General features: G+C 74.3%; 22 protein-coding genes. 10 read left to right on the forward strand and 12 right to left on the reverse strand.

Annotated elements, in window-relative coordinates:
- Positions 1-3: 3 nt before the first annotated feature.
- Both ACLQ2U_RS06375 and ACLQ2U_RS06380 read right to left on the reverse strand, forming a co-directional pair.
- Positions 4-705 carry a hypothetical protein gene (locus tag ACLQ2U_RS06375; protein WP_425749590.1) on the reverse strand — a complete coding sequence of 234 codons (702 nt, stop codon included), beginning with the start codon at positions 703-705 and terminating at the stop codon, positions 4-6.
- Positions 706-739: 34 nt separating this feature from the next.
- A complete protein-coding gene (locus tag ACLQ2U_RS06380) occupies positions 740-1195 on the reverse strand; it encodes an SRPBCC family protein (RefSeq protein WP_425749591.1) in 456 nt (151 codons plus the stop codon).
- Between the two features lie 197 nt (positions 1196-1392).
- Between ACLQ2U_RS06380 and ACLQ2U_RS06385 the strand changes: the two genes are divergently transcribed.
- The 5 genes from ACLQ2U_RS06385 to ACLQ2U_RS06405 all read left to right on the forward strand — a co-directional run bounded on the left by ACLQ2U_RS06385 (position 1393) and on the right by ACLQ2U_RS06405 (position 8393).
- Positions 1393-3201, forward strand: a complete 1809-nt coding sequence (locus ACLQ2U_RS06385; RefSeq protein ID WP_425749592.1) for an AMP-dependent synthetase/ligase — start codon at positions 1393-1395, stop codon at positions 3199-3201.
- Between the two features lie 14 nt (positions 3202-3215).
- Complete coding sequence (locus tag ACLQ2U_RS06390; RefSeq protein ID WP_425749593.1) at positions 3216-4907, forward strand: GAF domain-containing sensor histidine kinase; 1692 nt, start codon at positions 3216-3218, stop codon at positions 4905-4907.
- Positions 4908-4914: 7 nt separating this feature from the next.
- Positions 4915-5583 carry a response regulator transcription factor gene (locus ACLQ2U_RS06395; protein WP_088972416.1) on the forward strand — a complete coding sequence of 223 codons (669 nt, stop codon included), beginning with the start codon at positions 4915-4917 and terminating at the stop codon, positions 5581-5583.
- A gap of 205 nt (positions 5584-5788) precedes the next feature.
- The gene (locus tag ACLQ2U_RS06400) at positions 5789-6601 is read left to right on the forward strand and encodes an SAM-dependent methyltransferase (protein ID WP_425749594.1); all 813 of its coding nucleotides are present in this window, start codon (positions 5789-5791) and stop codon (positions 6599-6601) included.
- The gene (locus tag ACLQ2U_RS06405; RefSeq protein WP_425749595.1) at positions 6576-8393 is read left to right on the forward strand and encodes a putative bifunctional diguanylate cyclase/phosphodiesterase; all 1818 of its coding nucleotides are present in this window, start codon (positions 6576-6578) and stop codon (positions 8391-8393) included. Before ACLQ2U_RS06400 ends, ACLQ2U_RS06405 begins: the two co-directional genes overlap by 26 nt.
- Here ACLQ2U_RS06405 and ACLQ2U_RS06410 read toward each other — a convergent pair.
- Positions 8379-9068 carry a response regulator gene (locus ACLQ2U_RS06410; protein ID WP_425749596.1) on the reverse strand — a complete coding sequence of 230 codons (690 nt, stop codon included), beginning with the start codon at positions 9066-9068 and terminating at the stop codon, positions 8379-8381. The two genes, ACLQ2U_RS06405 and ACLQ2U_RS06410, sit on opposite strands and share 15 nt — an antisense overlap.
- Complete coding sequence (locus tag ACLQ2U_RS06415; RefSeq protein WP_425749597.1) at positions 9020-10333, reverse strand: sensor histidine kinase; 1314 nt, start codon at positions 10331-10333, stop codon at positions 9020-9022. Before ACLQ2U_RS06415 ends, ACLQ2U_RS06410 begins: the two co-directional genes overlap by 49 nt.
- 180 nt (positions 10334-10513) lie before the next feature.
- On the opposite strand from ACLQ2U_RS06415, the gene ACLQ2U_RS06420 reads away from it, so the two are divergent.
- Positions 10514-12631, forward strand: a complete 2118-nt coding sequence (locus ACLQ2U_RS06420; protein ID WP_425749598.1) for an MMPL family transporter — start codon at positions 10514-10516, stop codon at positions 12629-12631.
- A 370-nt stretch (positions 12632-13001) separates the two neighbouring features.
- On the opposite strand, the gene ACLQ2U_RS06425 is transcribed toward ACLQ2U_RS06420, so the two are convergent.
- The 8 genes from ACLQ2U_RS06425 to ACLQ2U_RS06460 all read right to left on the reverse strand — a co-directional run bounded on the left by ACLQ2U_RS06425 (position 13002) and on the right by ACLQ2U_RS06460 (position 20638).
- Positions 13002-14126, reverse strand: a complete 1125-nt coding sequence (locus ACLQ2U_RS06425) for a glycosyltransferase family 4 protein (protein WP_425749599.1) — start codon at positions 14124-14126, stop codon at positions 13002-13004.
- Positions 14123-15382, reverse strand: coding sequence for a M48 family metallopeptidase (locus ACLQ2U_RS06430; RefSeq protein ID WP_425749600.1), 1260 nt, complete (start codon positions 15380-15382; stop codon positions 14123-14125). The genes ACLQ2U_RS06425 and ACLQ2U_RS06430 overlap by 4 nt, the downstream gene beginning before the upstream one ends.
- A gap of 222 nt (positions 15383-15604) precedes the next feature.
- Positions 15605-16396 (reverse strand): ABC transporter permease, encoded by a 792-nt coding sequence (locus tag ACLQ2U_RS06435; RefSeq protein ID WP_425749601.1) that lies wholly within the window; start codon positions 16394-16396, stop codon positions 15605-15607.
- A complete protein-coding gene (locus ACLQ2U_RS06440; protein WP_425749602.1) occupies positions 16393-17346 on the reverse strand; it encodes an ATP-binding cassette domain-containing protein in 954 nt (317 codons plus the stop codon). The genes ACLQ2U_RS06435 and ACLQ2U_RS06440 overlap by 4 nt, the downstream gene beginning before the upstream one ends.
- Before the next feature lie 23 nt (positions 17347-17369).
- Positions 17370-18218 (reverse strand): DUF4097 family beta strand repeat-containing protein, encoded by an 849-nt coding sequence (locus tag ACLQ2U_RS06445; RefSeq protein ID WP_425749603.1) that lies wholly within the window; start codon positions 18216-18218, stop codon positions 17370-17372.
- A gap of 66 nt (positions 18219-18284) precedes the next feature.
- Positions 18285-18803 (reverse strand): toxin-antitoxin system HicB family antitoxin, encoded by a 519-nt coding sequence (locus ACLQ2U_RS06450; RefSeq protein ID WP_425749604.1) that lies wholly within the window; start codon positions 18801-18803, stop codon positions 18285-18287.
- 85 nt (positions 18804-18888) lie between these two features.
- Entirely contained in the window at positions 18889-19107 is a 219-nt protein-coding gene (locus ACLQ2U_RS06455; protein ID WP_425749746.1) for a hypothetical protein, read from the reverse strand.
- Positions 19108-19222: 115 nt separating this feature from the next.
- Positions 19223-20638 carry an NYN domain-containing protein gene (locus ACLQ2U_RS06460; protein WP_425749605.1) on the reverse strand — a complete coding sequence of 472 codons (1416 nt, stop codon included), beginning with the start codon at positions 20636-20638 and terminating at the stop codon, positions 19223-19225.
- Between the two features lie 126 nt (positions 20639-20764).
- Between ACLQ2U_RS06460 and ACLQ2U_RS06465 the strand changes: the two genes are divergently transcribed.
- The 4 genes from ACLQ2U_RS06465 (at position 20765) to ACLQ2U_RS06480 (ending at position 25873) form a co-directional block, all read left to right on the forward strand.
- Complete coding sequence (locus tag ACLQ2U_RS06465) at positions 20765-22522, forward strand: DEDD exonuclease domain-containing protein (RefSeq protein ID WP_425749606.1); 1758 nt, start codon at positions 20765-20767, stop codon at positions 22520-22522.
- Positions 22523-22650: 128 nt separating this feature from the next.
- Entirely contained in the window at positions 22651-24429 is a 1779-nt protein-coding gene (locus tag ACLQ2U_RS06470) for a RelA/SpoT family protein (protein ID WP_425749747.1), read from the forward strand.
- A gap of 74 nt (positions 24430-24503) precedes the next feature.
- Positions 24504-25025, forward strand: a complete 522-nt coding sequence (locus tag ACLQ2U_RS06475) for an NUDIX hydrolase (RefSeq protein ID WP_425749607.1) — start codon at positions 24504-24506, stop codon at positions 25023-25025.
- Complete coding sequence (locus ACLQ2U_RS06480) at positions 25022-25873, forward strand: sugar phosphate nucleotidyltransferase (RefSeq protein ID WP_425749608.1); 852 nt, start codon at positions 25022-25024, stop codon at positions 25871-25873. Before ACLQ2U_RS06475 ends, ACLQ2U_RS06480 begins: the two co-directional genes overlap by 4 nt.
- Positions 25874-25918 lie beyond the last annotated feature (45 nt).

Below are 25918 nucleotides of genomic sequence, written 5' to 3' on the forward strand. Positions count from 1 at the left end.
TGATCAGGCCCCGTCGCCTGGTGCGTCCCCGTCCGCGTCGGCCGGCGCACGCGAGGCGGGCACCACGGAACGGTCGGCTGTCGGCCGGACCTGCTGGGCCGGCGCGGCCGGCCCGGCGTCGTCGACGGGCGGGGCGGCGGCCGGCACGACCGCGTCCTCCGCCCGGGTGGCGGCGGACCAGACGTCCCGCTCCGGCGCCGACGGAGAATCATGCCCGGTACGGGTGGCCTCGCGCCACACGTGGTCGGCGTCGGGGTCCGCCGCGGGGTCGCCGCCCGTCGTCGGGGCCGCGGCACCGGATGCCCCGGACGGGGCTTCCCCGGCCCCGGCGGAGGCGAACGCCCGCATCAGGCTGGCGATCCCGGCGGCCAGATCCCCCGCGCCGGTGGCGAGCCGCTCGGCGAATTCCGGACTGGGGTCGCGCAACGCCGCGATACCGCGGCAGACCGGACAGATGCAGCACTCCGGCGTTCCGGTGGCGAATCCCCCGCCGGCGGTTGCCGCTCCCGAGGGCCGGGACGGGGCGGCACTGTGCCCGAGGACACCCGACAGGATCCCACCGAGCGGACCCCAGGGACCCGCCCCGGGGCCCGACGTGGCCAGCCGGGCCGTCGCGAGCAGCGTCGCGACCAGCCGTTCGGCCTCCTCCCGGGCGGAGCCCGGCTCGGCCTCGTCCCGGGCCGGGCCCGGTTGCGTACCCCCCATGGTCGGCTCCTCTACCCTGCCGCCGGCTGTCGCGTCACTGCACCGCACCGGGTGCTTCTACCCGGCGCTTGAGCTGCTTCAACGCGGCATCCATGATCATTTTCTCGGCCTTGCGGCGAAACATCCCGAGCATGCCGACGGAGAGCTCGACCTCGAGGGTGTAGGTCACGGTGGAGGCGCCGTCCGGGTTGCCGACGATGTCGTACGAGCCGCGCTGGGCCTTCTGCATCTTCGACGGCGCCACCAGGTGCCACTCGATCCGGGACAGGTCCTCGGCGTACTCGTACGCCAGCACGTACTCGTCGGCCATCACGCCGGCGTCGATGGTGAACCGGACCTGGCTGGCGTAGCCGTCCTCGTACTCCTCGACCACCTCCGCCCGCTGCACCGCGTCGGTCCACTCGGGGTAGCGCGGGAAGTCGCAGATGACCGCCGCCACCCGCTCCGGTGACGCGCCGATGATGATCGACTGGGTGGAGGTGTCCGCCATGGGGGGAGGCTACCCGGCGGCATCCCCGCGCGCGCCGCTCCACCCCGCCGCGCCGCGCCCGAGCGGGCGGGGGGCGGCGTCCCACCCATCGGGCGGGCAACCTCCCCACCGCGCCCATCTGGGTATGCGGGTAGGTTTCGACAGAGCCGGCCCGCCGTGGCGGCCGGCCCGGCCAGTGCGAGCACGAGGGAGTGCAGGTGCGCGAGTTCTCCGTTCCGCCGATCGTCACCGTCGGCGACGCGGCCAACCTGACCGACCCGGTCTGGGACAACGCCGAGGCCGCGCCGGACGCGGTGCAGTTCGTCCGGCCCGCCCCGGCCGCAGAGGGCCGCGCCTGGACGGACGTGACCTGCCGGCAGTTCCGCGACGAGGTCGTCGCGGTCGCCCGGGGCCTGGTCGCCGCCGGCATCGCCCCCGGCGACCGGGTCGGGCTGATGAGCCGCACCCGGTACGAGTGGACCCTGCTCGACTACGCCATCTGGACGGCCGGCGCGGTCACCGTGCCGATCTACGAGACCTCCAGCGCCGAGCAGGCCGCCTGGATCCTCGCCGACTCCGGCGCGGTGGCGGTGGTGGTCGAGTCCAACGCGCACGCCACCCTGGTCGCCGGGGTCCGCGACCGGCTGCCCGAGCTGCGCCAGGTATGGCAGATCGAGCTGGGCGGGGTGGACGAGATCGTCGCGGCCGGCGACTCCGTCGACCCGGCGGAGGTCGAGCGGCGCCGCAAGGCGGTCCGGGCCGGCGACATCGCCACGATCATCTACACCAGCGGCACCACCGGCCGCCCCAAGGGCTGTGTGCTGACCCACCGCAACATGTACGCCGACATCGCCAATGCCGTGCCGGTGCTGCCGAACCTGTTCCGGGCCGGCGCGTCGACCCTGCTCTTCCTCCCGCTGGCGCACGCCTTCGCCCGGCTGATCCAGATCGGCGTGGTGCAGGCCCGGGCCACCATGGCGCACTGCACCGACACCAAGAACCTGGTCGCCGAGCTCCAGGAGTTCAAGCCGACCTTCGTGCTCTCCGTACCGCGGGTCTTCGAGAAGGTCTACAACGGCGCCCGGCAGAAGGCCGAGGCGGACGGCAAGGGCAAGATCTTCGACCGCGCCGAGCGGGTGGCGATCGCCTACAGCGAGGCGCTGGAGACCCCGGACGGGCCGGGCCTGGCGCTGCGGGCGCAGCACGCGCTCTTCGACAAGCTGGTCTACCGCAAGCTGCGCGCCGCCCTCGGCGGCCGCTGCCGCGACGCGATCTCCGGCGGCGCACCACTCGGCGCCCGGCTCGGGCACTTCTTCCGCGGCGTCGGGGTCGCCATCTGCGAGGGGTACGGCCTGACCGAGACCTCCCCCGCCGCCGCCGCGAACCTGCCCACCGGCACGAAGGTCGGCACCGTCGGCCGGCCGCTGCCCGGCGTCACCATCCGGATCGACGACGACGGCGAGGTCCTGATCGCCGGCGACCTGATCTTCCAGGGCTACTGGAACAACGAGGCCGCCACCGCCGAGGCGCTCACCACCGACGGCTGGCTCCGCACCGGCGACCTGGGCCAGCTCGACAACGACGGCTTCCTGAGCATCACCGGCCGGAAGAAGGAGATCATCGTGACGGCCGGCGGCAAGAACGTCGCCCCGGCCGTGCTGGAGGACCAGGTCCGGGCCCACCCGCTGATCAGCCAGTGCGTGGTGGTCGGCGACCGACAGCCGTTCATCGCCGCCCTGGTCACCGTCGACGAGGAGGCCCTGCCCAAGTGGCTGGCCGCGCACGGCCACCCCGAGGACACCCCGGTCGAGCGGCTGCGCGACGACGAGACGCTGCGGGCCGAGATCCAGGGCGCGGTCGACCTGGCCAACCAGGCGGTCTCCAAGGCCGAGGCGATCAAGGTCTTCCGGATCCTGCCCCGGGACTTCACCGAGGCGACCGGCGAGCTGACCCCGTCGCTCAAGGTCAAGCGTCAGGTCGTGCACAAGACGTACGCGGCGGAGATCGCCGAAATCTACCGCAGCTGACTACGATCCGTCACGTGCCCGCCTCCACACCCCACCGGCCCCAGACGCACCCCCTCGCCGCCGCCGCGCGCGTGGTGATGCTCGCGCTGGTCGCCGCGCTGACCCTGATCGCCACCCGCGACCCGGCCCAACTCTGGTGGATCGCCCTGCTGGGGGTGGCCGGCCTGCCCGCCGTGCTCGCCCCCGAGCACCGGCTGCTCGGCCCGCTCAGCCGGTTCGCCGAGGTGGTGTTGCTGGGGCTGGCCGCGAGCCAGGTCGCCGTGGAGTCCACCATCGGCGGGACGGTCGGCGGGCTCGGCGCGTCCGCGGTGCTGCCGTACCTCGCGGTGCCGGTGACCGTCACCGCGCTGCGCCGGCGTTTCCGGGAGGGCGCCGCGCTGCTCGGGGTCACCGCGGCCACCCTGCTGGTCGCCGGCGCGTTCACCGAGGTCGACGGCGGGCGGCAGCTCGGCCAGCCCGGCTACCTGGCGGTCTGCGCCCAGTGGCTGATCCTGGCCGCGCTCGGCCTCTACGCCGCCGGCACCCTGCACCAGGTGATGCGGGTCCGCGGCGAGGGCAAGCCCCAGCCGTACGCCGAGGCCACCCGGCTGCTCACCCAGCTGCGTACCGTCGCCCGGCAGCTGCCCGGCGCCACCCTCGACCCGGGCGGCATCTCCGAGCACCTGCTGGAGGAGCTGCGCACCACGGCCCCCAGCACCCGCGCCGCCGTGCTCTCCGCCAGCGGCGGCGGCCGGCTGGTGGTGCTCGCCCAGGTCGGCGTGGACCGGGTGGACTGGGAGACCACGCTGGACGCGGACTCGGCGATCGCCGACGCCTGGGCCAGCCAGCAGCCGCAGACGGCGACCCGTTCCCAGGCCCGCTCGCCCCGCCGGGGTGACGTGTCGGCGCTGATCGTGCCGCTGGTCGCCGGCGTCCGCACGATCGGCCTGGTGGTGCTGGAGGCGGACGCCGCGCACGCGTACCCGGCGCCGGTGGTGGCCCGGGTGACCGCGCTGACCGGCCCGGCCGCGCTGCGGCTGGAGGCGGCGCTGCTCTTCGACGACGTGCGCTCGCTGGCCACCAACGAGGAGCGGCAGCGGCTGGCCCGGGAGATCCACGACGGGGTCGCCCAGGAGCTGGTCATGGTCGGCTACGGCATCGACAACGCGCTGGCCACCGTCTTCGACGACGCCGACGAGACCGCCGAGGCGCTGCGCACGCTGCGCGGCGAGGTGACCCGGGTGATCACCGAGCTGCGGCTGAGCCTGTTCGAGCTGCGCAGCGAGGTGGACCGGCACGGCGGCCTGGCCGCCGCGATCGCCGAGTACGCCCGCACCGTCGGCGCCTCCGGCGGGCTGCGGGTGCACCTGTCGCTGGACGAGACCACCGCCCGGCTGCCCGCCGCCACGGAGGCCGAACTGCTGCGCATCGCGCAGGAGGCGGTCACCAACGCCCGCAAGCACGCCGGCGCGTCGAATCTGTGGGTCACCTGTGAGGTGGACCCCCCGTACGCCCAGATCGAAGTGTCGGATGACGGTCACGGCATCGGTGACCAGCACGCTGACGGGCACTACGGTCTTGCGATCATGGCCGAGAGGGCGGAACGTATCCGGGGCCGGTTGGAGATCAGGCCGCGACAGCCCAGCGGCACGACTGTGGCGGTGGTGGTCGGGTCCTCGCCCCGGCGCGATAACGTGCGTGGCAGCGCAGCAGCAGAAGGGGAGTAACCCGAGGATGACCACAAGCCCGACACCGGCAACTCGTACCAAGGTCCTCCTTGTCGACGATCACGATCTGATCCGCAAGGGCCTTCGGCACGCCTTCGAGCGCGACCGGCAGTTCGAGGTCGTCGGCGAGGCCGCCACCGCGGCGGAGGGCGTACGCCAGGCCGGCGCGCTGCAGCCGGACGTCGTGATCATGGATCTGCGGCTCCCCGACGGCAGCGGCCTGGAGGCCACCCGGGCGCTGCGCAAGTCCAGCGCCACGATGGGCATCGTCGTGCTCACCATGTACGCCGGTGACGACCAGCTCTTCGGCGCCCTGGAGGCCGGGGCGAGCGCATTCGTGCCGAAGACCGCGCCGGCCGACGAGGTGGTGGCTGCCGCCCGGCACGCCGCCTCCTCCCCCAGCGCGTTCACCGCGGCCGACCTGGCCGAGGCGATGAAGCGCCGGCTGGCACCGTCCGGCCCGCAGCTCTCCCCCCGCGAGGGGCAGGTGCTGCGGCTGCTCGCCGACGGCATGAGCGTGGCCGGCATCGCCAAGCAGCTCTTCGTCAGCGAGTCCACCGCCAAGACCCACATCTCGAAGCTCTACGAGAAGCTGGGCGCGGCCAACCGGGCTCAGGCGCTGATGACCGCGCTGCGGCTCGGCCTGCTCGAGGCCCCGGACGCGCCGAAGTTCTGAAGGGTCACCGACCCCGTCGTCGCGAGGTCCGCGTCCGCCCGTCGGACGCGGACCTCGCGGCCGTCCGGGGGCGGCGGCGGACGCCCTGGGTGAGGGGACGGTCGCGCAACGACGGCGGTCTTTGCACCGGGACCGCGGGCGGGCAGAATGTCCTGGTGGCCCGCGCGGGCGACGATTCTCGCGTTTGTCGACAAAGGGATGGGGCATGCGGCGGCCGGACTGGGCACCCGAGGACATCGACATCGAGCGCCCCAGCGTGGCCCGCATGTACGACTACTATCTCGGCGGCTCGCACAACTTCGCCGCCGACCGGGCGGCGGCCCGGGCCATGATGGACGCGGTGCCGGCCGCCCCGCTGATGGCCCAGGCCAACCGGGCCTTCATGCGCCGCGTGGTGCAGCACCTGGTCGACGCCGGGGTGCGCCAGTTCCTCGACATCGGCTCCGGCATCCCCACCGTCGGCAACGTGCACGAGATCGCCCAGCGGGTCGCCCCCGACTCCCGGGTGGTCTACGTCGACGTCGACCCGGTCGCGGTGGCACACAGCCGGGAGATCCTCGGCGACAACCCGGGCGCCACCGTGATCCAGGAGGACCTGCGTCGGCCGGAGGCGATCCTGGGCCACCCCGAGGTGACGAAGCTGCTCGACTTCTCCCGGCCGGTCGCCGTGATGATCGTGGCGGTGCTGCACTTCATCCCGGACTCCGACCGGCCGCGGGAGATTCTGCGGACCCTGCGGGAGGCGCTGGCGCCGGGGAGCTACCTGGTCCTCTCCCAGGCCAGCGACGAGAGCCGCAGCGAAACCGGCGAGCGGGCCGAGGCCGAGCGGGTCTACCGCCGCACCGACAATCCGCTGTGGATCCGCAGCCGGGCCGAGCTGACCGAGTTCTTCGACGGGTTCGAGCTGGTCGACCCGGGCGTGGTCTGGGTGCCGCAGTGGCGCCCCGAGACGCCGGAGAGCGCCGAGGACGCCGAGCAGGCCGTCTTCATGGGTGGCGTCGGACGCCTCGGTGGGTGAGCCGGCGGCGGCGTCGTCCTGCCCCGGCATCTTCGCCCGGGCCTGGGCCAAGGCGGTCTCCGGCACCAGCTACCTGCCGATGACCCAGGCGCAGCTGGAGGCGCTGCTGCAGCGACTCACCGAGCGGCTGGCCGCGGCGCTGCGGGCGGAGCCCTTCGACCCGCGGATCGGTCACCAGGTCGGCGCGGAACTGGTCGCCGCGCACATCGCCTCCGCCGAGGGGCTCGGTCGCACGGTGGAGGTGATCCAGCTCCGCCTGGTCCGGGATCTCGGACTGGTCGCCGACGACGTCGAGGACCGGATGGCCCGGCTGCTGGCCACCGTCGCCACCGGGTACGCCCACGCGCTGCGCGACCGGACGCTCGACGAGCAGGAGTCGATCCGCCGGGCCGCGATGGTGGCCCGGGCGCAGGCCGAGCGAGCGCTGCGGGACAGCGAGTCCCGCTTCCGTCACCAGGCCACCCACGACCCGCTCACCGACCTGCCCAACCGGACGCTCTTCACGGAGCGGCTCGCCGCGGCCATCGGCGAGCCGGGCCGGGGCGCGGACCGGGTCGGGGTCTGCTTCCTCGACCTCGACCGGTTCAAGGTGGTCAACGACTCGCTCGGGCACCAGGTCGGCGACGCGCTGCTGGTCTCGGTGGCGCGGCGGCTGCGGCGGGCCCTCGGCGAGCACCTGGTGGCCCGCCTGGGCGGCGACGAGTTCGTCATCCTGGTCGAGCGCACGGCCCGGGTCGACGACGTGGTCGAGGTCGCCGAGGCGGCGCTGGCGGCGGTCGGTGAACCGGCCCTGGTGGACGGGCACGAGCTGACGGTGACCGCCAGCATCGGCATCGTGGAGCGCGCGGTGGCCGGCACCACGCCCGGCGAGCTGATGCGGGCGGCGGACAGCACCCTGCACTGGGCCAAGGCGGCCGGGGGCGCGCGCTGGTCCATCTTCGACCCGGACCGGCACCGTACCGAGCTGGCCGGGTACGCCATCTCCGCCGCGATTCCCATCGCCATCGACCGGGGCGAGTTCTTCCTCGACTACCAGCCGCTGACCTCGCTGCGGGACGGGTCGCTGGTGGGCGTGGAGGCGCTGGTCCGCTGGCACCACCCCGAGCTGGGGATCCTGCGTCCGGACACGTTCATCGGGCTGGCCGAGGAGACCGGCCTGATCGTCCGGCTCGGCGGCTGGGTGCTCGCCGAGGCGTGCCGCGAGGCGGAGAGCTGGTCCGCCGGGGGCGGGCCGGCGCCGTTCGTCAGCGTGAACCTCGCCGTCCGACAGGTGCACCGGCCCGGCCTGGTGCAGGAGGTACGCGGGCTGCTGCGCCGCACCGGCCTGCCGCCGGAACGACTCCAGCTGGAGATCACCGAGAGCACCATGATGAGCACGGCGGAGGAGCCGGTCCGGGCCCTGCGGGTCCTCGCCGACCTCGGCGTGCGGATCGCCATCGACGACTTCGGCACCGGCTACTGCAACCTGGCGTACCTGCGGGACCTGCCGGTGACCGAGCTGAAGGTGGCCGGGGAGTTCGTGGCCGGGCTGCGCGCCCCGGCGGTCGACCCGGCCAGCCGCACCGACGAGCGCATCCTCGCCTCGCTGGTGTCGCTGGCCCACGCGCTGGACCTGACGGTCACCGCCGAGGGCGTGGAGACCGCCGGGCAGGCCGACCGGCTGCGGGCGATCGGCTGCGACGCCGGCCAGGGCTGGTACTTCGGGCGGCCGGGGCCGGCGGACCGGCTGCCCGGCCGCGCCCCCGCGCTCTCCACCGCCGCGGTCGGCCCGGACGGCTCAGGCCGGGTGTGACATGCGCGGCGCCCGCCCCGGCGCCGGATTGTCGTCGTCGAGGTGGGCCAGCACCGCGAGCACCCGCCGGTTGTCGTCGTCGGACGGCGGCATCCGCAGCTTGCTGAAGATGTTGTTGATGTGCTTGCTCACCGCCTTCTCGGTGACGAAGAGCCGGGCGGCGATCGCGGCGTTGGACCGGCCCTCGGCCATCAGCCCCAGCACCTCCCGCTCCCGCGCGGTCAGTTCCCGCAGCGGCTCGGTCCGGGCCCTGCTGGCCAGTAGCTGGGCGATCACCTCCGGGTCCATCACCGTGCCACCCCCGGCCACCCGGCGCACCGCGTCGACGAACTGCTCCACGTGGGACACCCGGTCCTTGAGCAGGTAGCCGACCCCGCCGGCGCGGTCGGAGAGGAGTTCCCGGGCGTACAACTGCTCGACGTGCTGGGAGAGGACGAGGATGGGCAGGCCGGGGACCTCCGCCCGGGCGCGGATCGCCGCCTGCAGCCCCTCGTCGGTGAAGGTCGGCGGCAGCCGTACGTCGAGGACCGCGACGTCGGGCCGGTGGGTGACCAGCGCCGGCAGCACGGACGGTCCGTTGTCGACGGCCGCGACCACCTCGAACCCGAACGCCTCGAGAATCCGGGTCAGCCCGTCCCGGAGGAGGGCGAGGTCCTCGGCGATGACAACTCGCACGGCAGCTCCATGGTCAGGACGGTCGGCCCGCCGGGCGGACTGGTCACCACCATCGTCCCATCAAAGGCGGCCAGCCGGCGGGCGACACCGGCCAGCCCGCTGCCGGCCGCCGGGTCGGCGCCACCCCGGCCGTCGTCGCCGACCACGACGGTCACCCGCGTCCCGTCGTACCCGAGGTGGACCCAGGCGCGCGTCGCGCCACTGTGCTTGGCGACGTTGGCCAGCGCCTCGGCCACCGCGAAGTACGCCGCGGACTCCACCGGCGCCACCGGCCGACCGGGCAGGTCGACGTCGACCTCGACGGGCACCGGTACGGCGAGCGCGAGCGCCCGGACCGCGCCGTCCAGGCCCCGCTCGGCGAGCACCGGCGGATGGATGCCGCGGACCAGGCCGCGCAGCTCGACCAGGGCCTGCCCGCTGGTCTCCCGCGCCTCGGCCAGCAGCCGCTGGGCCGCCGCCGGGTCCCGTTCCAGCAGCTGTTCCGCCAGGCCGATGGCCATGCCCACGGAGGCGATCCGGGCCTGCGCCCCGTCGTGCAGGTCCCGTTCGATGCGGCGCAGCTCGGCGGCCTGCGCGTCGACGGTGTCGGCCCGGGTGACGGTGAGCTCGTGCACCCGCAGCGCCAGCCTCGCCGCCTCGGTCGGAGCCAGGAAGAGTCGCGCGAAGCGGTGATGCAGCCCGACCAGCCAGGGCGCGACCGCCGACCCGCCGAGCAGGAGCAGCCATCCCTGCGGCAGCGCGAACAACGCCTCGGCGAGGTTGCCCATCGGCCAGAAGACGCCGTAGCCGTACCAGTCCACGGTGAGGTAGAGGACCACCGGCACCCCGAGCACGCCCTCCAGGCCGTACAGCGGCATGACGAAGGCGATCAGACAGGCGCCGCCGGTGACCGCGCCGGGCAGGAGCCAGGCGAAGTCCCGCCAGGTGGCCGGGTCGCCCACCACCCAGCGGAAGCGCCGCCAGGTGCCGAGGTCCGCCCCTGCCGGGCGCGGCCGGTACGGCGTCGCGACGGGGACGCGGCCCCGCCGGGCGAGCCGGCGCTGCCACCCCGTCGAGAGCCGCACCAGGGCGGTCACCATCGGGAACAGCGCGAAGCCGATGCCGAAGGCGGGGATGAGCACCAACGACAGCACCGACAGCGCGAAGAGCGCGATGTTGGTGGTCAGGGAGAGCAGGGCGACCGCCAGGCCCTGGACGGCGGCCGTCGCGCTGGGCCGCACCGTCCGCCGGACGAACTCTCGTACTGGACTGTCCACGCGCTCCATTCTCGGGCACGACCGGCGCCGCTCCGGTGGTGCTGGGACCACCCCGGTCGGGGACGTGACACCCCTGCCCCCGGCCCGGCCGGGCCGAAGGATCGAGGGCGGGAACGGGAACCGGGTCGCGGCCGCGATCCGCCCGGTCCGCGCAGCTCAGTCCGACCTCGACCACCGGAGGAACCCGACATGTCCCGGCAACGACTGGCCGCCCTGCCTTCCGGCCGCCGCACCAAGTACGCCGTCCTCGCCCTCTGGCTCGTACTCGTCGCGGTGGCCGGCCCGCTCGCCGTCAAGCTGAGCGAGGTGCAGGACAACGCCACGCTCGGTGCGCTGCCCGCCGGCGTGGAGAGCAGCCGGGCCCTCGACCGGGCCGGGACCGCCTTCCCCGACTCCGCGAAGCCCGTGGCGATCGCCGTGTACGTCCGCGAGGGCGGCATCACCGACGCCGACCGCGCGAAGGTCGACGGCGACCGCGCCGCGTTCGCCCGGTACGCCGACGGCGGCGCGGTGCCGCCGCCGGTGCCGAGCGAGGACGGCCGGGCGCTGCTGCTCTCCTTCCCGGTCGCCGGCGACGACGCGGCGCGCTCCGCGGCGGTGACCGAGGTCAAGGACCGGCTCGCCGTCGACCCGCCGGCCGGTCTGCGGACCGCGCTCACCGGGAGCGCGGCCGCGGAGAGCGACGTCTTCGACGCGTTCGGCGGGATGGACACCGCCCTGCTGCTGGCGACCGCGGCGACCGTCGCGCTGCTGCTGCTGGTCACCTACCGCAGTCCGGTGCTCTGGCTGGTCCCGCTGATCACGGTCGGCATCGCCAACCAGTTCGCCGGCGGGATCGTCTACCTGATGGCGGCGCACGGCGGGCTGGCCGTGGACTTCCAGAGCCAGACCATCCTGACCGTGCTGGTCTTCGGCGTCGGCGTGGACTACGCCCTGCTGCTCATCGCCCGGTACCGGGAGGAGCTGCGCCGGCACGCCGACCGGCACGAGGCGATGACGGTGGCGCTGCGCCGGTCGTTCGGCGCGATCTGCGCCTCGGCCGCGACCGTCGCGATCGGACTGCTCTGCCTGCTCGCCGCGGAACTGCCGTCCACCCGTGGCCTGGGCCCGGTCGGCGCGGTCGGCATCGGCGCCGCCCTGCTCGCCATGACCACCCTGCTGCCGGCCGTGCTCGTCCTCTTCGGGCGGTGGCTCTTCTGGCCGTTCGTGCCGCGCTACACGCCCACCGCCGTCACCGCCGACGTGACCGCGGACCACGGGATCTGGCGCCGGATCGCGGCGCTGGTCGGTGGCCGGCCCCGCGCGGTCTGGATCGGCACCGCGGCGGCGCTCGTCGCGCTGACCTTCGGCATCGGCAACCTCAGCATCGGCCTGCCCAACGAGGAGTCCTTCACCTCGGAGGTCGGCTCGGTGACCGGCCAGCGGCTGATCGCGGCGCACTACCCGAGCGGCGCCACGTCGCCGGCCGAGATCCTGGCCATCGCCGGAACGACCGACCAGGTTGTCGCCGCCGCCCGCGCCGTGCCGGGCGTCGCCCGGGTCGACGAGCCGGAGCGCTCGCCGGACGGGGCCTGGGTCCGGGTACCGGCGGTGCTGGCCGACACGCCGGACAGCGACGCCGCCCTGGAGACCGTGCAGCGGCTCCGCACGGCGGTGCACGCGGTGCCCGGCGCGGAAGCGCTGGTCGGTGGCAGGACTGCGGTCCTGGTGGACGAGGAGCGCACGGTCGGCCGGGACAACCGGGTCGTCATCCCGCTGGTCCTCGCCGTCGTCTTCGTCATCCTGGTGCTGCTGCTGCGGGCGCTGGTCGCGCCGCTGCTGCTGATGGCGAGCGTGGTCCTGTCATACGCCGCCGCGATGGGGGCCGCCGGCTTCGTCCTGGACGCGCTGGGCTACACCAAGCTGTTCGTGGGGATCCCGCTGCAGGCGTTCCTGTTCCTCGTCGCCCTCGGCGTGGACTACACGATCTTCCTGATGACGCGGGCCCGGGAGGAGACGGCGCGGCTCGGGCACCGGCCGGGCGTCCTGCGCGCGCTGACCGTGACCGGCGGCGTCATCACCAGCGCGGGAGTGGTGCTCGCGGCCACGTTCGGCGCGCTCGGCGTGCTGCCGCTGGTGCCGTCGATGCAGACGGGGGTGATCGTGGCCGTCGGCATCCTGCTCGACACGCTGCTGGTCCGCAGCCTGCTGATCCCGGCGCTCTCGCTGGACCTGGGCGCCCGCACCTGGTGGCCGGGGAAGCTGTCCCGGCGGGCCGCCCCGAGCACCCCGGCGGCCCCGGCGGAGCAGGTGCTGGCCGGTTCCTGACCGGGGGCACAACCGCCCCAGCCGGTTCGCCAGCAGGCACCCCGTCAGCAGCAGCGTCTTCTCCTGGCCCACGCCTTCACCGAGCGTGACGCCCGTGCCGCTGGATATGCCGATGAGCGATATGCCCTGTGAGTCACAAATGTGCCTACAGGCATATCGCTCATCGGGGAGTGTGCCGGCTCGGGCGACGGCCCGACGGGCTGGGCGTGGGGAGCCAGGCCGGCGTCGACGGTGGCGACGGTGGCGACGTCGGGGGCTCAGGCGGCGGTTGCGGTGAGCCGGGCGGGCCCTTCCCCGGCCAGCCCGCCGTAGCGGCCCCGGCAGCCGGCGGCCGGCGGCCGAACACGCCGCCGTGTTCGCGTAGGGGTGCTCAGCCGGCGAGCAGGGCGGCCATCCGCTGCGCCTGGGTCTCCCAGCGCCACTCCCGCTCCACCCAGGCCCGGCCGGCCGCGCCCAGCTGGCGGGCCAGGTCCCGGTCGGCGAGCAGGGTGGCCACCCGGTCGGCGAGCCGGGCGACGTCCCGGCCGGCCACCACGTACCCGGTCTCCCCCTCGCGGACCGCGTCGGGAGCGCCGCCGGAGTCACCGGCCACCACCGGCAGGCCGGTCGCCGAGGCCTCCAGGTAGACGATGCCGAGGCCCTCCACGTCGAGGCCCCGGTTGCGGGTGCGGCAGGGCATCGCGTAGACGTCACCGGCGGCGTAGTGCGCGGGCAGCTCGGCCGAGGGCACCGAGCCGGTGAAGACCACGTCCCGCTCCACCCCGATCTGCCGGGCCAGCTTCTCCAGCGCCGCCCGGTACGGCCCGCCGCCCACCACCAGCAGCGCCGCGTCGGGCACCCGGCGACGGATCTCCGGCATGGCCCGGATCAGCATGTCCTGCCCCTTGCGCGGCACCAGCCGGGACACGCAGACCACCACCGGTCGGTCGGCCAGCCCGAGCCGGACCCGGACCGGTTCGCCGTCGACGGACGGGTGGTAGGTGTCCACGTCGACGCCGGGGGCGAGCCGGTGCAGCTCGGTCAGCCCGTGCAACGCCCGGTCGAGGCGTACCCGGGTGTAGTCGCCGAGGTAGGTGACCACGTCGGCGCCACGGCCGATCCGGCGCAGCGCGGCCCGGGCGGCGGGCAGCGCGGCCCAGCCGACCTCGTGCCCGTGGGTCTGCGCGACCACCCGGCGGACGCCGGCGCGGCGGCGCAGCCCGGCCGCGAGCAGGCCGAGCGGGGCGGCGGCGCCGAACCACACGGTGTCGCAGTCGTGCTCGCGGGCCAGCCGGGCCGCCCGGCGGGCCACCAGCGGGGTGGGCAGCAGCACCCGGGTCCGCTCGCGGACCACCTCGAAGGGCTGGTCGGCGTCGAACTTCGCGGCGCCCCGCCAGCTGGAGGCGTAGACCACGACCGAGCCGGTGGGCTGGTGCACCGCCAGGTTGTGCACGAAGGACTGGATGCCACCGGGGCGGGGCGGGAAGTCGTTCGTGATCAGCAGCGTCCGGCTCATCTGCCGGCCTCCCTGGCGTAGGCGCGGGCGGCGGCCATCCGCTCCACGGTGGACGGGTGGGACGCCGACCAGAGGTACTCCCAGCGCGGCGGGTCGGGGTCGGCCAGGTTGACCCCGGCCAGCCGGCGTTGCATGGCCTCGAAGGTGACCGGGTCGCCGGTCAGCGCCAACGCGTGCGCGTCGGCGCGCGCCTCCACCTGGCGGGAGACCAGCGCCTGCACCGGCGCGGAGACCAGTCCGGCCACCGTGACCAGGGCGATCAGCAGCGGGAACGCGCGCGGCTCGGCGATCGAGTCGACCCCGGCCAGCCGCAGCAGCGGCGCCCAGGAGCCGAGCAGGTAGAGCGCGACGACCGCGGCGGCGGCACCGAGTGCCCCGGTCAGCGTGCCGGTCCAGACGTCCCGGTCCTTGGCGTGCCCCAGCTCGTGGGCGACCACGCTGGTCACCTCGGCCGGGGTCGCCTCGCGCAGCAGGGTGTCGTAGACCACCACCCGGCGGGTCGGGCCCAGCCCGGAGACGTACGCGTTGACGGCCTTCGTGCGCCGGGAGGCGTCGGCGACCAGCACGTCGCGCACCGGCACGCCGTCGCGGGCGGCCAGGCTCATCAGCTCGGTGCGCAGCGGGCCCTGCTCCATCGGGGTGAACCGGTTGAACACCGGTTCCACCACGACCGGCAGGACGAAGGAGAGCAGCACCACCAGACCGGCCGCCCCGGCCGCGCCGAACGCCCACCACCAGCGCGGGGCGAGCCGGGTGACGGTGTAGAAGCCGAGCAGCGCGACCGCGCCGATCACCGCGCTGACCGCGTACGACTTGAGCAGGTCCACCGCCCAGCCGCTCCAGCCGTGGGTGCTCAGCCCGTACCGGGTGAGCACCGACTGGCGCCAGGCGGCGAAGGGCAGGGTGAGCAGGTCGGCGACGAGGACCACGGCGAGCCCGCCGAGCACCGCGCGGGCGATCCAGTGGTCACCGAAGGGGCGGGCGGCCAGCTCGACCAGGCGCGCGCCCAGCGGGGTGAACCCGAGCAGCAGCGCGACCAGCAGACCGGCCGCCAGGGCGCCGTAGGCGCCGGGGCGCAGCGCCTCGCGGAAGTCCCGGCCCCGGGCCACCTGGTCCACGGGGAGATCGCGCAGCGCGGCGACCTGGTCGGCCCGGGGCGCCGGCGGACGGTTCCACGGCACCAGCAGGGCGCCCGCCACCACCAGCACCACGACCAGGGCGGCGAGGGTCAGCACCGCCCAGCCGCGGGGGCTCACGCCGTCACCTCCCGCGCGCCGCCGGGTTGGCCGGCGGCCATCGCGACGGACCCCTCGTCGCCGCGCCGTACTGGCGTCATGCCGCCGCTCCTCCCGTCGTGAGCGCCCATCGTAGTGCCCTCGCCGTCCGCCGCGGCGGCGTGTCCACGACCTGACCCGTGGTGCGGAAAGACCGCGACGGGTGCCACGTGGACTCACGTGGCACCCGTCAAACGGTTTGGATCAGCGCGAGGGGTCGCGGTTGTACAACTTCCTCGCCCACAGGTAGCAGGCGACGGTGGTGACGACGCTCCAGGCGATGGCGAGCCAGGCGCTGTTGCCGATGCCGGTGCCCAGGAGCAGGCCGCGGAGCGTTTCCATGACCGGGGTGAAGGGCTGGTATTCGGCGAACCAGCGCACCGCGGCCGGCATGGAGTCGGTGGGGACGAACCCGCTGCCGAGGAACGGCAGGAGGATCAGCGGCATGGGGAGGTTGCTTGCCGTCTCGACGCTCTTGCTGACCAGGCCGAGGGCGACTGACAGCCACGTGAGCGCGAAGGTGATCGCGGCGAGGATGCCGATGGCGGCGAGCCATTCGATCGGGGTGGCCGTGGGTCGGAAGCCCACGAGCAGGGCCACCCCGGTGACGACCAGCAGTGCGAGCAGGGTCTGGATCATGCTGCCGACGACGTGGCCGGTCAGCACGGAGGGCCGGAAGATCGCCATGGTACGGAAGCGGGCGATGATGCCTTCGGTCATGTCCATCGCGACGGAGATCGCCGTGCCCTGGGCGATGCCGGCGACGGTGATCAGAAGGACGCCCGGCGTGATGTAGTTGGCGTAGTCGGCTCGGCCGCCGGAGACGCCGCCGAGCCCGGCGCCCATGGTGCCGCCGAAGACGTAGACGAACAGCAGCAGGAAGATGACCGGTATGCCGATGAGCATCAGCGTCATCGACGGGTAGCGCTGCATGCGTCGCAGGTTGCGCCGCAGCATGGTGGCCGAGTCGCGTACGGCGTAGGTGGCGGAGCTCATCGCACAGTTGCCCTTTCCTTGCGGGGTTGCCCGGTGAGGGTGAGGAAGACGTCGTCGAGGTCCGGCGTGTGCACCGACAGTTCGTCGACCTCGATCGCGGTGTCGTCGAGCCGGCCGAGCAGGGCCCGCAGGGACCGGACACTGCCGTCGTTCGGGATCCGCAGCGTGAGCGCGTCGTCGTCGCGTGACCCGTCGGCGAACGTGCGGGCGGCCAGGTCGAGGTCGGCGGGGTCGGTGAACCGCAGCTGGACGTGGCCACCGGGGATGCGGCGCTTGAGCTCGTCGGGGGTGCCTTCGGCGACCAGTCGCCCGTGGTCGAGCAGCGCGATCCGGTCGGCGAGCTGGTCGGCCTCCTCCAGGTGCTGCGTGGTGAGGAAGATGGTCACCCCACCGCGGACGAGGTCACGGATGATCTGCCACATGGTGCGGCGGCTGCGCGGGTCGAGGCCGGTGGTCGGCTCGTCGAGGAAGATGATGCGCGGGCTACCGACCAGGGTCATGGCGAGGTCGAGGCGGCGGCGCATGCCGCCGGAATAGGTGACCGCCGGTTTGCGGGCGGCCTCGACCAGGTCGAACTGGTCGAGCAGTTCGGCGATGCGCCGGTGCCCGGTGGCCCGGTCCAGGTGACGCAGGTCCGCCATCAGCTTCAGGTTCTCCTCGCCGGTCAGCAGGTTGTCGACCGCGGAGAACTGCCCGGTGACGCCGATCGCGTCGCGTACGGCGTCGGGGTCGCGCGCCAGGTGCCGCCCGTCGATCCGGATGTCGCCGGCGTTCGCGCGGATCAGGGTGGAGAGAATCTGGACTGTCGTGGTCTTGCCGGCGCCGTTGGGGCCGAGCAGCGCGAAGATCGTTCCGGCGGGAACCGTCAGGTCGATGCCGTCGAGTACGAGCTTCTCGCCGTACGCCTTGCGTAGCCCGGTGGCCCTGATCGCCGCTTGGGGTGTGGACATGGAATCTCCTCCAGGTATGTAGGTCAGGCGCGGCGGATGATGATGTCGCCGGCATAGGTGCGGGCCCGCACTTCGACGGTCTGGTCGGTGCTGTCTGGTCCAGGGGTGGTGGCGAGTTCGTTCCGGACGCGTCCGGCGGAGGTCTTGAGTTCGAGCCAGGCGGCGGTGCCCGCGCTGATGCCGACCTCCAGGGAGCCGGCCGCGGACTCGACCGCCACCGCGCCGCGGGTGACCTCACCGAGCCGTGCGCCGCCGCTGGCCGTCTTCGCGGTGACGTCGGCGTGTGCCCGGTCGACGGTGATGTTGCCGTTCGCCGCGTTGACCCGCAGGTCGCCGGTGACTTCCCCGATCCAGCTGTCGCCGTTGGAGTTCTTCACCCTCGCCGGTCCGTCGATCCGGCCGACGCGTACGACCCCGCTGCCGGTGGTGACCTCGGCGCCGCCGTCGACGTGATTCACGATGACGTCCCCGTAGCCACTGTTCAGGTTCACCGTGCCGGCCTGGTCGAGTCGGATCGATCCGTGGCCGGTCTTGAGCCGGCAATCGCCGAGCCGGCCCTCGCAGTGGAGCTCACCCATCCCTGTCTCGCCCTGCAATTGGGAGCCCGACGGCAGCTCAATCGTGACGTCGACCCCTCCGGTTCGGGTGAACAGGGCGCTCAGCTGCTTCGGTGCTTTGACCGTCAGCGTGCCGTCGGCGTACTCGACGCGGGTCTGTTCGGCGACCTTCAGGTCCGCCTTGCTGGACCCGTCGATGGGTCGCACGTCGACGATGGTGTCGCTGCGGTCGCTGGCGATGATCCGTACGTTGCCGACGACAAAGCTGAGGCTGACGGTGGCGGAAATCGGGGTGGGAGTGTCAAAGGTTGGCATTGCTGATCCCCAATGGGTGAGTGGCTATGTGATGGCTGGCCGCTGGTGGAGGTTTCGCAGGCAGGGTCAGCGCGCCCATCCGGTGAAGCGCTGACCGGAGCTGGCGGCGGGGCCGCTGGCGCTGGGGCCGCTGCCCAGCGCGGTGGCGGCAGCCCGGACGAGCCAGGAGTTGACCGAAAGCCGCTCGCGGGCGGCGGCTTCCTCGACCCGGGTTTTGAGGTCGTCGGGGAGGCGGAGATTGATGCGAGCTGTGGCGCCCTTGTCGCTGGCGGACGTCGCGGTCTCGTCGATCGGCGACACGGGGACGGTCGGCGTCTGGTCGGTGGCCGCCGGCTGCTCGGGGGCCGCAGGCGTCACGACGAAGTCCGGGTCCCGCCCGTTGAGGCGCAGGTGGACCGAGCCGGGGGCGAGGTCCCGGGTGATCTCGGTGGTGGCTGCTGACAGCGCCTCCAGCAGAGTGAGCCGGATCGCCGACTCAAGGGGCGCGGTGAGGCGCTCGGCGAGCTCCCGCGCCTCGTCGCCGCCGGCAGCGGCGGCGACCGCGAGTTCCCGTCGGAGCAGGTCGACATACGGCGTGAGGTTCATGGTGCCATCATGGCACCATGATGGCACCACCGCAAGTCAGGTTGGCTCTACTTGGCATCACCGGGGCGCCACGCCCCGGGTGGCCTCACGCCACCCGGCGGCGGCCGGCGCGGCAGCGACCGGCGGGGCGCCCGGGCGTGGACAGCACCAGCACCTCGAATCCGGCCCGGGCGAACACCTCGATCGCCCCGGCCTCGGCGGCGCCCAGCCCGGCCGCGGGCGACGCCTCGTCGAACAGGGCGGTGACCAGGCAGCCGGAGCAGCCGTCGCCCCGGATCCCGCACCCGTCGCAGTCGATGAGCATCTCTCGCCTCCTGATCCGCTGGCGGCGGACGAGCGGCGCGGATGTCGTCGCCACCCGACCACCGTCGGTGACATCGACGCTAGAAGCGGGGTACGACAGGAACCCGGACGGGCGGTCAGGAGCGGGCGAGACGGCGCAGCAGGGAGTCAGCCCCGAGGGGATACGCCCCGTGCCGGCGCACCCCGTCGGCGACCTCCCGGTCGGAGGAGACCACCACCACCGGGCGCCCGGCCGGCTCGGCCCGGACCAGGCGGCGGATCAGCTCGTCGGCGGTCTCCCCCTTGCGGGAGAAGAGCACCCGCACGCCGCGCGGGGTCGGCGGCAGTCCGTGCATCCGCTCGGCGCCGTCGAAGACCACGGTGACCTCGTCCCCGGTCTGCGCGGCGATCCCGCCCAGGCCGGTGATCAGGCGCTTGCGCTGCTGCTCCAGCGACATCTCGCCGAAGCCGCGCTTGGTGACGTTGTAGCCGTCCACCACCAGGTGGGCCCGAGGCAGGGCCAGCAGCTGGTCCAGCCGGGCCGGGTCGTCGGTGTCCCGGGCCCTGGCCCCGGGCCTGGCGGCGGCCGCAGCGGCCGCGGCGGCCGCGGAGTCGGTGAGGGCCTCCGCGATGAAGTCGGCCGGCATCTTGTCGACCGGGTCCAGGGCCAGCTCCCGGCGGAGCCCGACGGCCGCCTGCCCGATGGTCTCCAGCAGCAGCCAGAGCCGGGCGTCGTCGACCGAACGGGCATCCTTGGCGCTGGCCCGGGCCACCCCCGCGGCCGCCTCCGCCTCGGCCAGCCGGGCCCGGGCCCGGCGCAGCTCGGCGTCGGTGTCTGCGGCCGCCCGGGCGGCCCGGCCGCGCTCGGTGGCCAGCAGCTCGGTGGCCCTGCGCTCGCGGGCCTGGGTCTCCCGCAGGGTGCGGTTGAGCTGACGGTTCTCCTCCCGCAGCTGCCCGAGCTCCTCGCGGACCCGGGCCAGCTCGTCGCGGAGCTTCTCCGCCTCGACCCGGGCCACCGCCCGGTCGTGCTCGGAGCGGCTGGCTCGCTGCTCGGCCTCCCGGACCAGCTCCGCGACGACGGCGCTGTCCGCCTCGGCACGCACCGCGGCGCCGCTGGCCTCGATCAGCTCCCGCCAGGCCCGGGGCCGGGCCAGGTAGGCCAGGGCGGCCACCTCGACCGGGTCGGCGGCGGCCGGAGCGGTGCCCTCGACCACGGCCGCGCCCAGGTCGCCGGAGTCGGCCAGCACCCGCGCGGTGACCCGCTGCCGGAACAGCGGATCGGCGGTGAGCTGCGCGGCGATCGCCGGGGCGCCGAGCCGGGCCCGGCGGTTCGGGGCGAACTTGGCCACCCGGCGCAGCGGCACCGGCACCTCGTCGGCGGGCAGCCCGGGCAGCACCGCGGCGGTGAGGGCGACGATGCGCTGGCGGACCGGCTCGGGCAGGGTGGGTTCCGGCTCGGGCGCCCCCGCACCCGGGTCCACGCCGACCTCGGGCGCGACGTCGGACGACCTCTCCTCCGGGAGGTGGTCGTCGTACGGCTCGGTGAGGGGCATGTGGCAAGTCTCCCACCGCGACCGGGCCCACTGCCGGGCGAGTGAGCCGATCTCTCATCCTAGACCCGTGGTGACGGCTGGGGCTGGTGCGGCGGGAGTGTCGGACCGGCCCGCTAGCCTGCCGCCGTGACGCGAGGGGAGTACGTCCAGGGGGCGCTGGCCGGGCTGGACCCGACGGTGGAGGGCCGGGTCGACCCTGCGCTGCCGCTCTACGCGACGACGTTCGTGGTGGTCGACCTGGAGACCACCGGCGGCGCGCCGGACGGCGGCGGCATCACCGAGATCGGCGCGGTCAAGGTGCGCGGCGGCGAGGAGCTGGGGGTGCTGGCCACCCTGGTCAACCCGGGTGTGCCGATCCCGCCGTTCATCACCGTGCTGACCGGCATCACCCAGGCCATGCTGGTGCCGGCGCCACCGATCGAGCAGGTGCTGCCGAGCTTCCTGGAGTTCATCTCCGACGCCGTGCTGGTGGCCCACAACGCCCCCTACGACGTGGGCTTCCTCAAGGCGGCCTGCGCGAAGCACGGCTACCGCTGGCCCAACCCCCGGGTGCTGGACACCGCGGCGCTGGCCCGGCGGGTGCTCACCCGCGACGAGGTGCCCAACCGCAAGCTCGGCACCCTGGCCGCCTACTTCCGCACCGCCACCCAGCCCACCCACCGGGCGCTGGACGACGCCAAGGCGACCGTCGACGTGCTGCACGGGCTGATCGCCCGGCTCGGCGGCCACCGGGTCGACACGGTCGGCGACGCGATCGAGTTCGCCCGCGCGGTCACCCCCACCCAGCGGCGCAAGCGGCACCTCGCCGAGGGGCTGCCCAAGGTTCCCGGGGTCTACATCTTCCGGGCCGCCGACGACCGGCCGCTCTACGTCGGCACCTCCGGCGACATCGCCACCCGGGTGCGCAGCTACTTCACCGCCGCCGAGAAGCGGGCCCGGATGTCCGAGATGCTGGCCGCCGCCGAGCGGGTGGAGGCGGTCGAGTGCGCCCACCCGCTGGAGGCCGAGGTCCGCGAGCTGCGGCTGATCGCCGCGCACGCGCCGCCGTACAACCGGCGCTCCAAGTTCCCCGAGCGGATGGTCTGGCTCAAGCTGACCGACGGTCCCTACCCGCGGCTGTCGGTGGTGCGCAACCTCTCCCCTGGCGACACCGCCTACCTCGGCCCGTTCCGCTCGAAGCAGGCGGCCGAGCTGGCCGCCGCCGGTTTCCACGACGCGGTCCCACTGCGCCAGTGCACCCACCGGCTCTCGCTGCGCACGGTCACGCCGGCCTGCGCGCTGGCCGAGCTGGGTCGCTGCCCGGCGCCCTGCGAGCACCGGATCACCCCGGAGGAGTACGACCACCGCGCCGCCGCCCCGTTCCGCACTGCGACGGCGAGCGACCCGCAGGTGGTGGTGGACGCCCTGCTGGCCCGGATCGAGGCGCTCGCCGGCGGCCAGCGCTACGAGGAGGCGGCCGTGGTGCGCTCCCGGCTGGCCGCGGTGCTCCGGGCGGCCGTGCGCATGCAGCGGCTGGCTGCGCTGACCCGGATCGCCGAGCTGACCGCCGCCCGGCGCGCGCCGGGCGGCGGCTGGGAGCTGGCGCTGGTCCGGCACGGCCGGCTGGCCGGGGCCGGGGTCTCCCCGCCCGGCGTCCACCCGCGACCGACCATCACCGCGATCCGGGCCACCGCGGAGACGGTGGAGCCCGGCCACGGACCGGTCCCCCGGGCCTCCGCCGAAGAGACCGAGCGCATCCTGTCCTGGTTGGAACGTCCGGAGACCCGGCTGGTGGAGATGACCTCCGAATGGTCGTCCCCGGTGGCCGGGGCGGCCCGCTTCCGCGACCTGCTGGCGAAGGCCGAGAACGGCGGATCCCACCAACTCTCGACCGAACGCTCATGAGCATGTGACCGATCGGACGACGGTGACTCGCTTAGGCTGTCAGGGGAGTGCAGTCCCGCCCGTTTCGTGGGCCTGCTTCCGGTTGGCGGTGACGGCGACCGTGGAGCCGGGGTGAGGAGGTGTCCCTCGTGGACGTCGACGCCGGACACGGCGCCGCCCTGGGGGGCGCCCAGCCCGGAGAGCTGCCGCTGGCCCGCCGGCTGCGGTCGCTGCTCACCTGGCCGACCACCGACACCGACCCGGTCGTGCCGCTGGTCCGCAGCCACCGCGGCATCCACTCCAGCGCGGACACGTCGGTGCTGCGCCGGGCGTACACGATCGCGGAGAACATGCACCGCGGCCAGTTCCGCAAGAGCGGCGAGCCGTACATCACCCACCCGCTCGCGGTCGCCGAGATCTGCGCCGACCTGGGCATGGACACCACCACCCTGGTGGCGGCACTGCTGCACGACACGGTGGAGGACACCCGCTACACGCTCCAGGCGCTCAGCGAGGACTTCGGCCACGAGGTGGCCCACCTGGTCGACGGGGTGACAAAGTTCGACAAGGCGTTCTACGGCAAGGCCGCCGAGGCGGAGACGATCCGCAAGATGATCATCGCGGCGGGCAAGGACGTCCGGGTGCTGATCATCAAGCTGGCCGACCGACTGCACAACATGCGCACCCTGGGCGTCCGCTCCGCCGCCTCCCGCCAGCGCATCGCCCGGGCCACCCAGGAGGTGCTGGTCCCGCTCTGCGACCGGCTCGGCATCCAGACCCTCAAGCGGGAGCTGGACGACGTGGTGCTGCTGCACCTGGAGCCCGACGAGCACGCCCGGATCGCCCGGCACGTGCACGACCGGCCCGGCTGGGACGCCTACCTCGACGACGTGGTCGCCCAGGCGAAGGTGGCGCTGCGGCGCAGCCGGGTGGACGCCGAGGCCGGCCCCCGTCCCCGGCACCTCTACTCGATCTGGAAGGACACCGCCGCCGGCGGGCACAGCGCCCCCTACGACCTGCCCCGGATCGCGATCGTGGTGGACGGCCCGACCACCGACTGCTACGCCGCGCTCGGCGCGGTGCACGGGCGCTGGCGACCGGTGCCCGGGCGGTTCAAGGACTTCATCGCCTCACCGAAGAACAACCTCTACCGGTCGCTGCACACCAGCGTCTGCGGCCCGCAGGACCGCACTGTCGAGGTGCTGATCCGGACGAAGGAGATGCACCGCTCCGCCGAGTACGGCATCACCGCCGAGTTCCGCTTCCCGCGCTCCTCCGGCGGCGCCTCCCGGACGGACCAGCTGGCCTGGCTGCGCCGGGTGCTGGACTGGGAGCAGGAGGCTCCCGACCCGGCCCAGTTCCTCCAGTCGCTGCGCTGCGACCTCGCCGAGGCGCAGATCCAGGTGGTCGCCGACGGCCGGCAGGTGGTGCTCCCGGCCGGGGCCACCCCGGTCGACCTGGCGTACGAGCTGGGCGCCGAGCGCGGCGACCACTGCCTGGCCGCGCGGATCAACGGGCGGCTGGCCCCGCTCTCGTCCGAACTGGACGAGGGGGACGTGGTGGAGATCTTCACCGAGAGCGACGCGGAGAGCGGGTTCGAGGTGGACGTCGCCCCGCGCGGGCCCCGGCGGGAGTGGCTCGGCTTCGTCAAGTCGCCGCACGCGCAGATGCAGATCAGCCGCTGGTTCGCCGAGCACACCGAGCCGGGCATCTCGATCACCGACAAGGTGCGCCTCGGCCGGGCCACCATCGGCCTGGCGCTGCGCAAGCACGACCGGGGGCTGGCCAGCGACCTGCCGCTGCTGCGCCTGTCGGAGGAGCTCGGCTACCCCGACCTGGAAACCATGCTGGTCGCGGTCTTCGACCGGGCGATCGAACCGGACACCGTTGTACGCCAGCTCATCGACCTGGTCGACCACCGGCAGTGAGGGGGCCCTGGCGCGCTGCCCGGGCGCGGTCGCCCCGCGCGCCACGACCGGCCCCGCACGGCTAGCCTGGACCCATGATCCTCCGCTCCCGCGCCACCGGTAGGGCCGTCGCCTACAAGGTCTTCTACCGGCTGCCGGCGGGGATGCGCCGCCGGCTGGTCCGGCTCGCGGTGCGGAAGTACATCGTCGGCGCGGTCACCCTGGTCCGGGACAGCGAGGCCACCGGGACGGGCCGGATCCTGCTGCTGCGCCAGCCGCCGGGCTACAGCTGGACGCTCCCCGCCGGCCTGCTCGAGCGCGGCGAGACCCCGGTGGTCGGCGCGGCCCGGGAGCTGTACGAGGAGTCCGGCATCCGGCTCTCCCCCGACCGGCTGCGTCCCGCCGTGCCGAACGCCCTGGTGCACGCCAAGGGCTGGGTGGACATGGTCTTCGAGACGGAGGTGCCGGCCTCCGGCACCGCCCTGAAGGTGGACGGCGCGGAGGTCTTCGAGGCGGCCTGGTACCCGCTGGACGAGCTGCCCCGGCTGAGCCGGGCCACCGCCAACCTGCTCGGGCACTACGGCATCGGGCCGCAGGCCGGCCAGCCACCGGCGTGACCGCCGCGCCGGAGGGCATCTGCGCGGTGGTGCTCGCCGCCGGCGAGGGCACCCGGCTGCGGCCGCTCACCGAACGGGTGCCGAAGGCGCTCTGCCCGGTCGGCAACGTGCCGCTGCTGGACCGGGCGCTGGGCCGGCTGGCCGGGCTCGGCCTCACCGGTCCCCGGCGGGTCGCGGTGAACGCCTGCTACCTGGCCGACCAGGTGGTGGCGCACGTGGGCGACCGGGCGCACCTCTCGGTCGAACCGGGCGACCCGCTCGGCACCGCCGGGGGCGTGGGCAACCTGCGGGACTGGATCGCCGGGCGTGGGGTGCTGGTCGGCAACGCGGACGCGTACCTCGCCGACCCGCAGGCCCCGCCGGGCCCCGACGTCGCCGCGCTGCTGGCCGGCTGGGACGGGCGGAGCGTACGCCTGCTCGGTCAGCCGGCCGCGGACCCGGCGGCCCCCGGCACCTTCGACGGCCACCGCTTCACCGGGTTCTCGCTGCTGCCCTGGCGGCTGGTCCGGGATCTGCCGGCGACCTTCGGCGACCTGGTCCGGGCCGTGTGGCGGCCCGCGGAGGCGGCCGGCGCGCTGGAGGTGGTGGCCTACCCCGGGACGTTCTACGACACCGGCACGCCGGCCGACTACCTGGCGGCCAACCTGTACGCCGCCGGCGACGGCAGCCTGGTCGACCCGACCGCCATGGTGACCGGCCGGGTGCGCCACGCGGTGGTCGGCGCCGGCGCGGTGGTCGACGGGGAGGTGGAGCGGGCGGTGGTCTGGCCGGGCGCGACGGTGGGCGCGGGTGAGCGGCTGCGGGACGCCGTCCGGGCCGGAGCCGACCTCACCGTGCCGGCGGGTTGAGCCGGTCCGCGTCGGGCCGGCCGGCGAGGACCTAGCATGGGCCAC

It is taken from the genome of Micromonospora sp. DT47, assembly GCF_049844475.1.
Taxonomy (GTDB): domain Bacteria; phylum Actinomycetota; class Actinomycetes; order Mycobacteriales; family Micromonosporaceae; genus Micromonospora.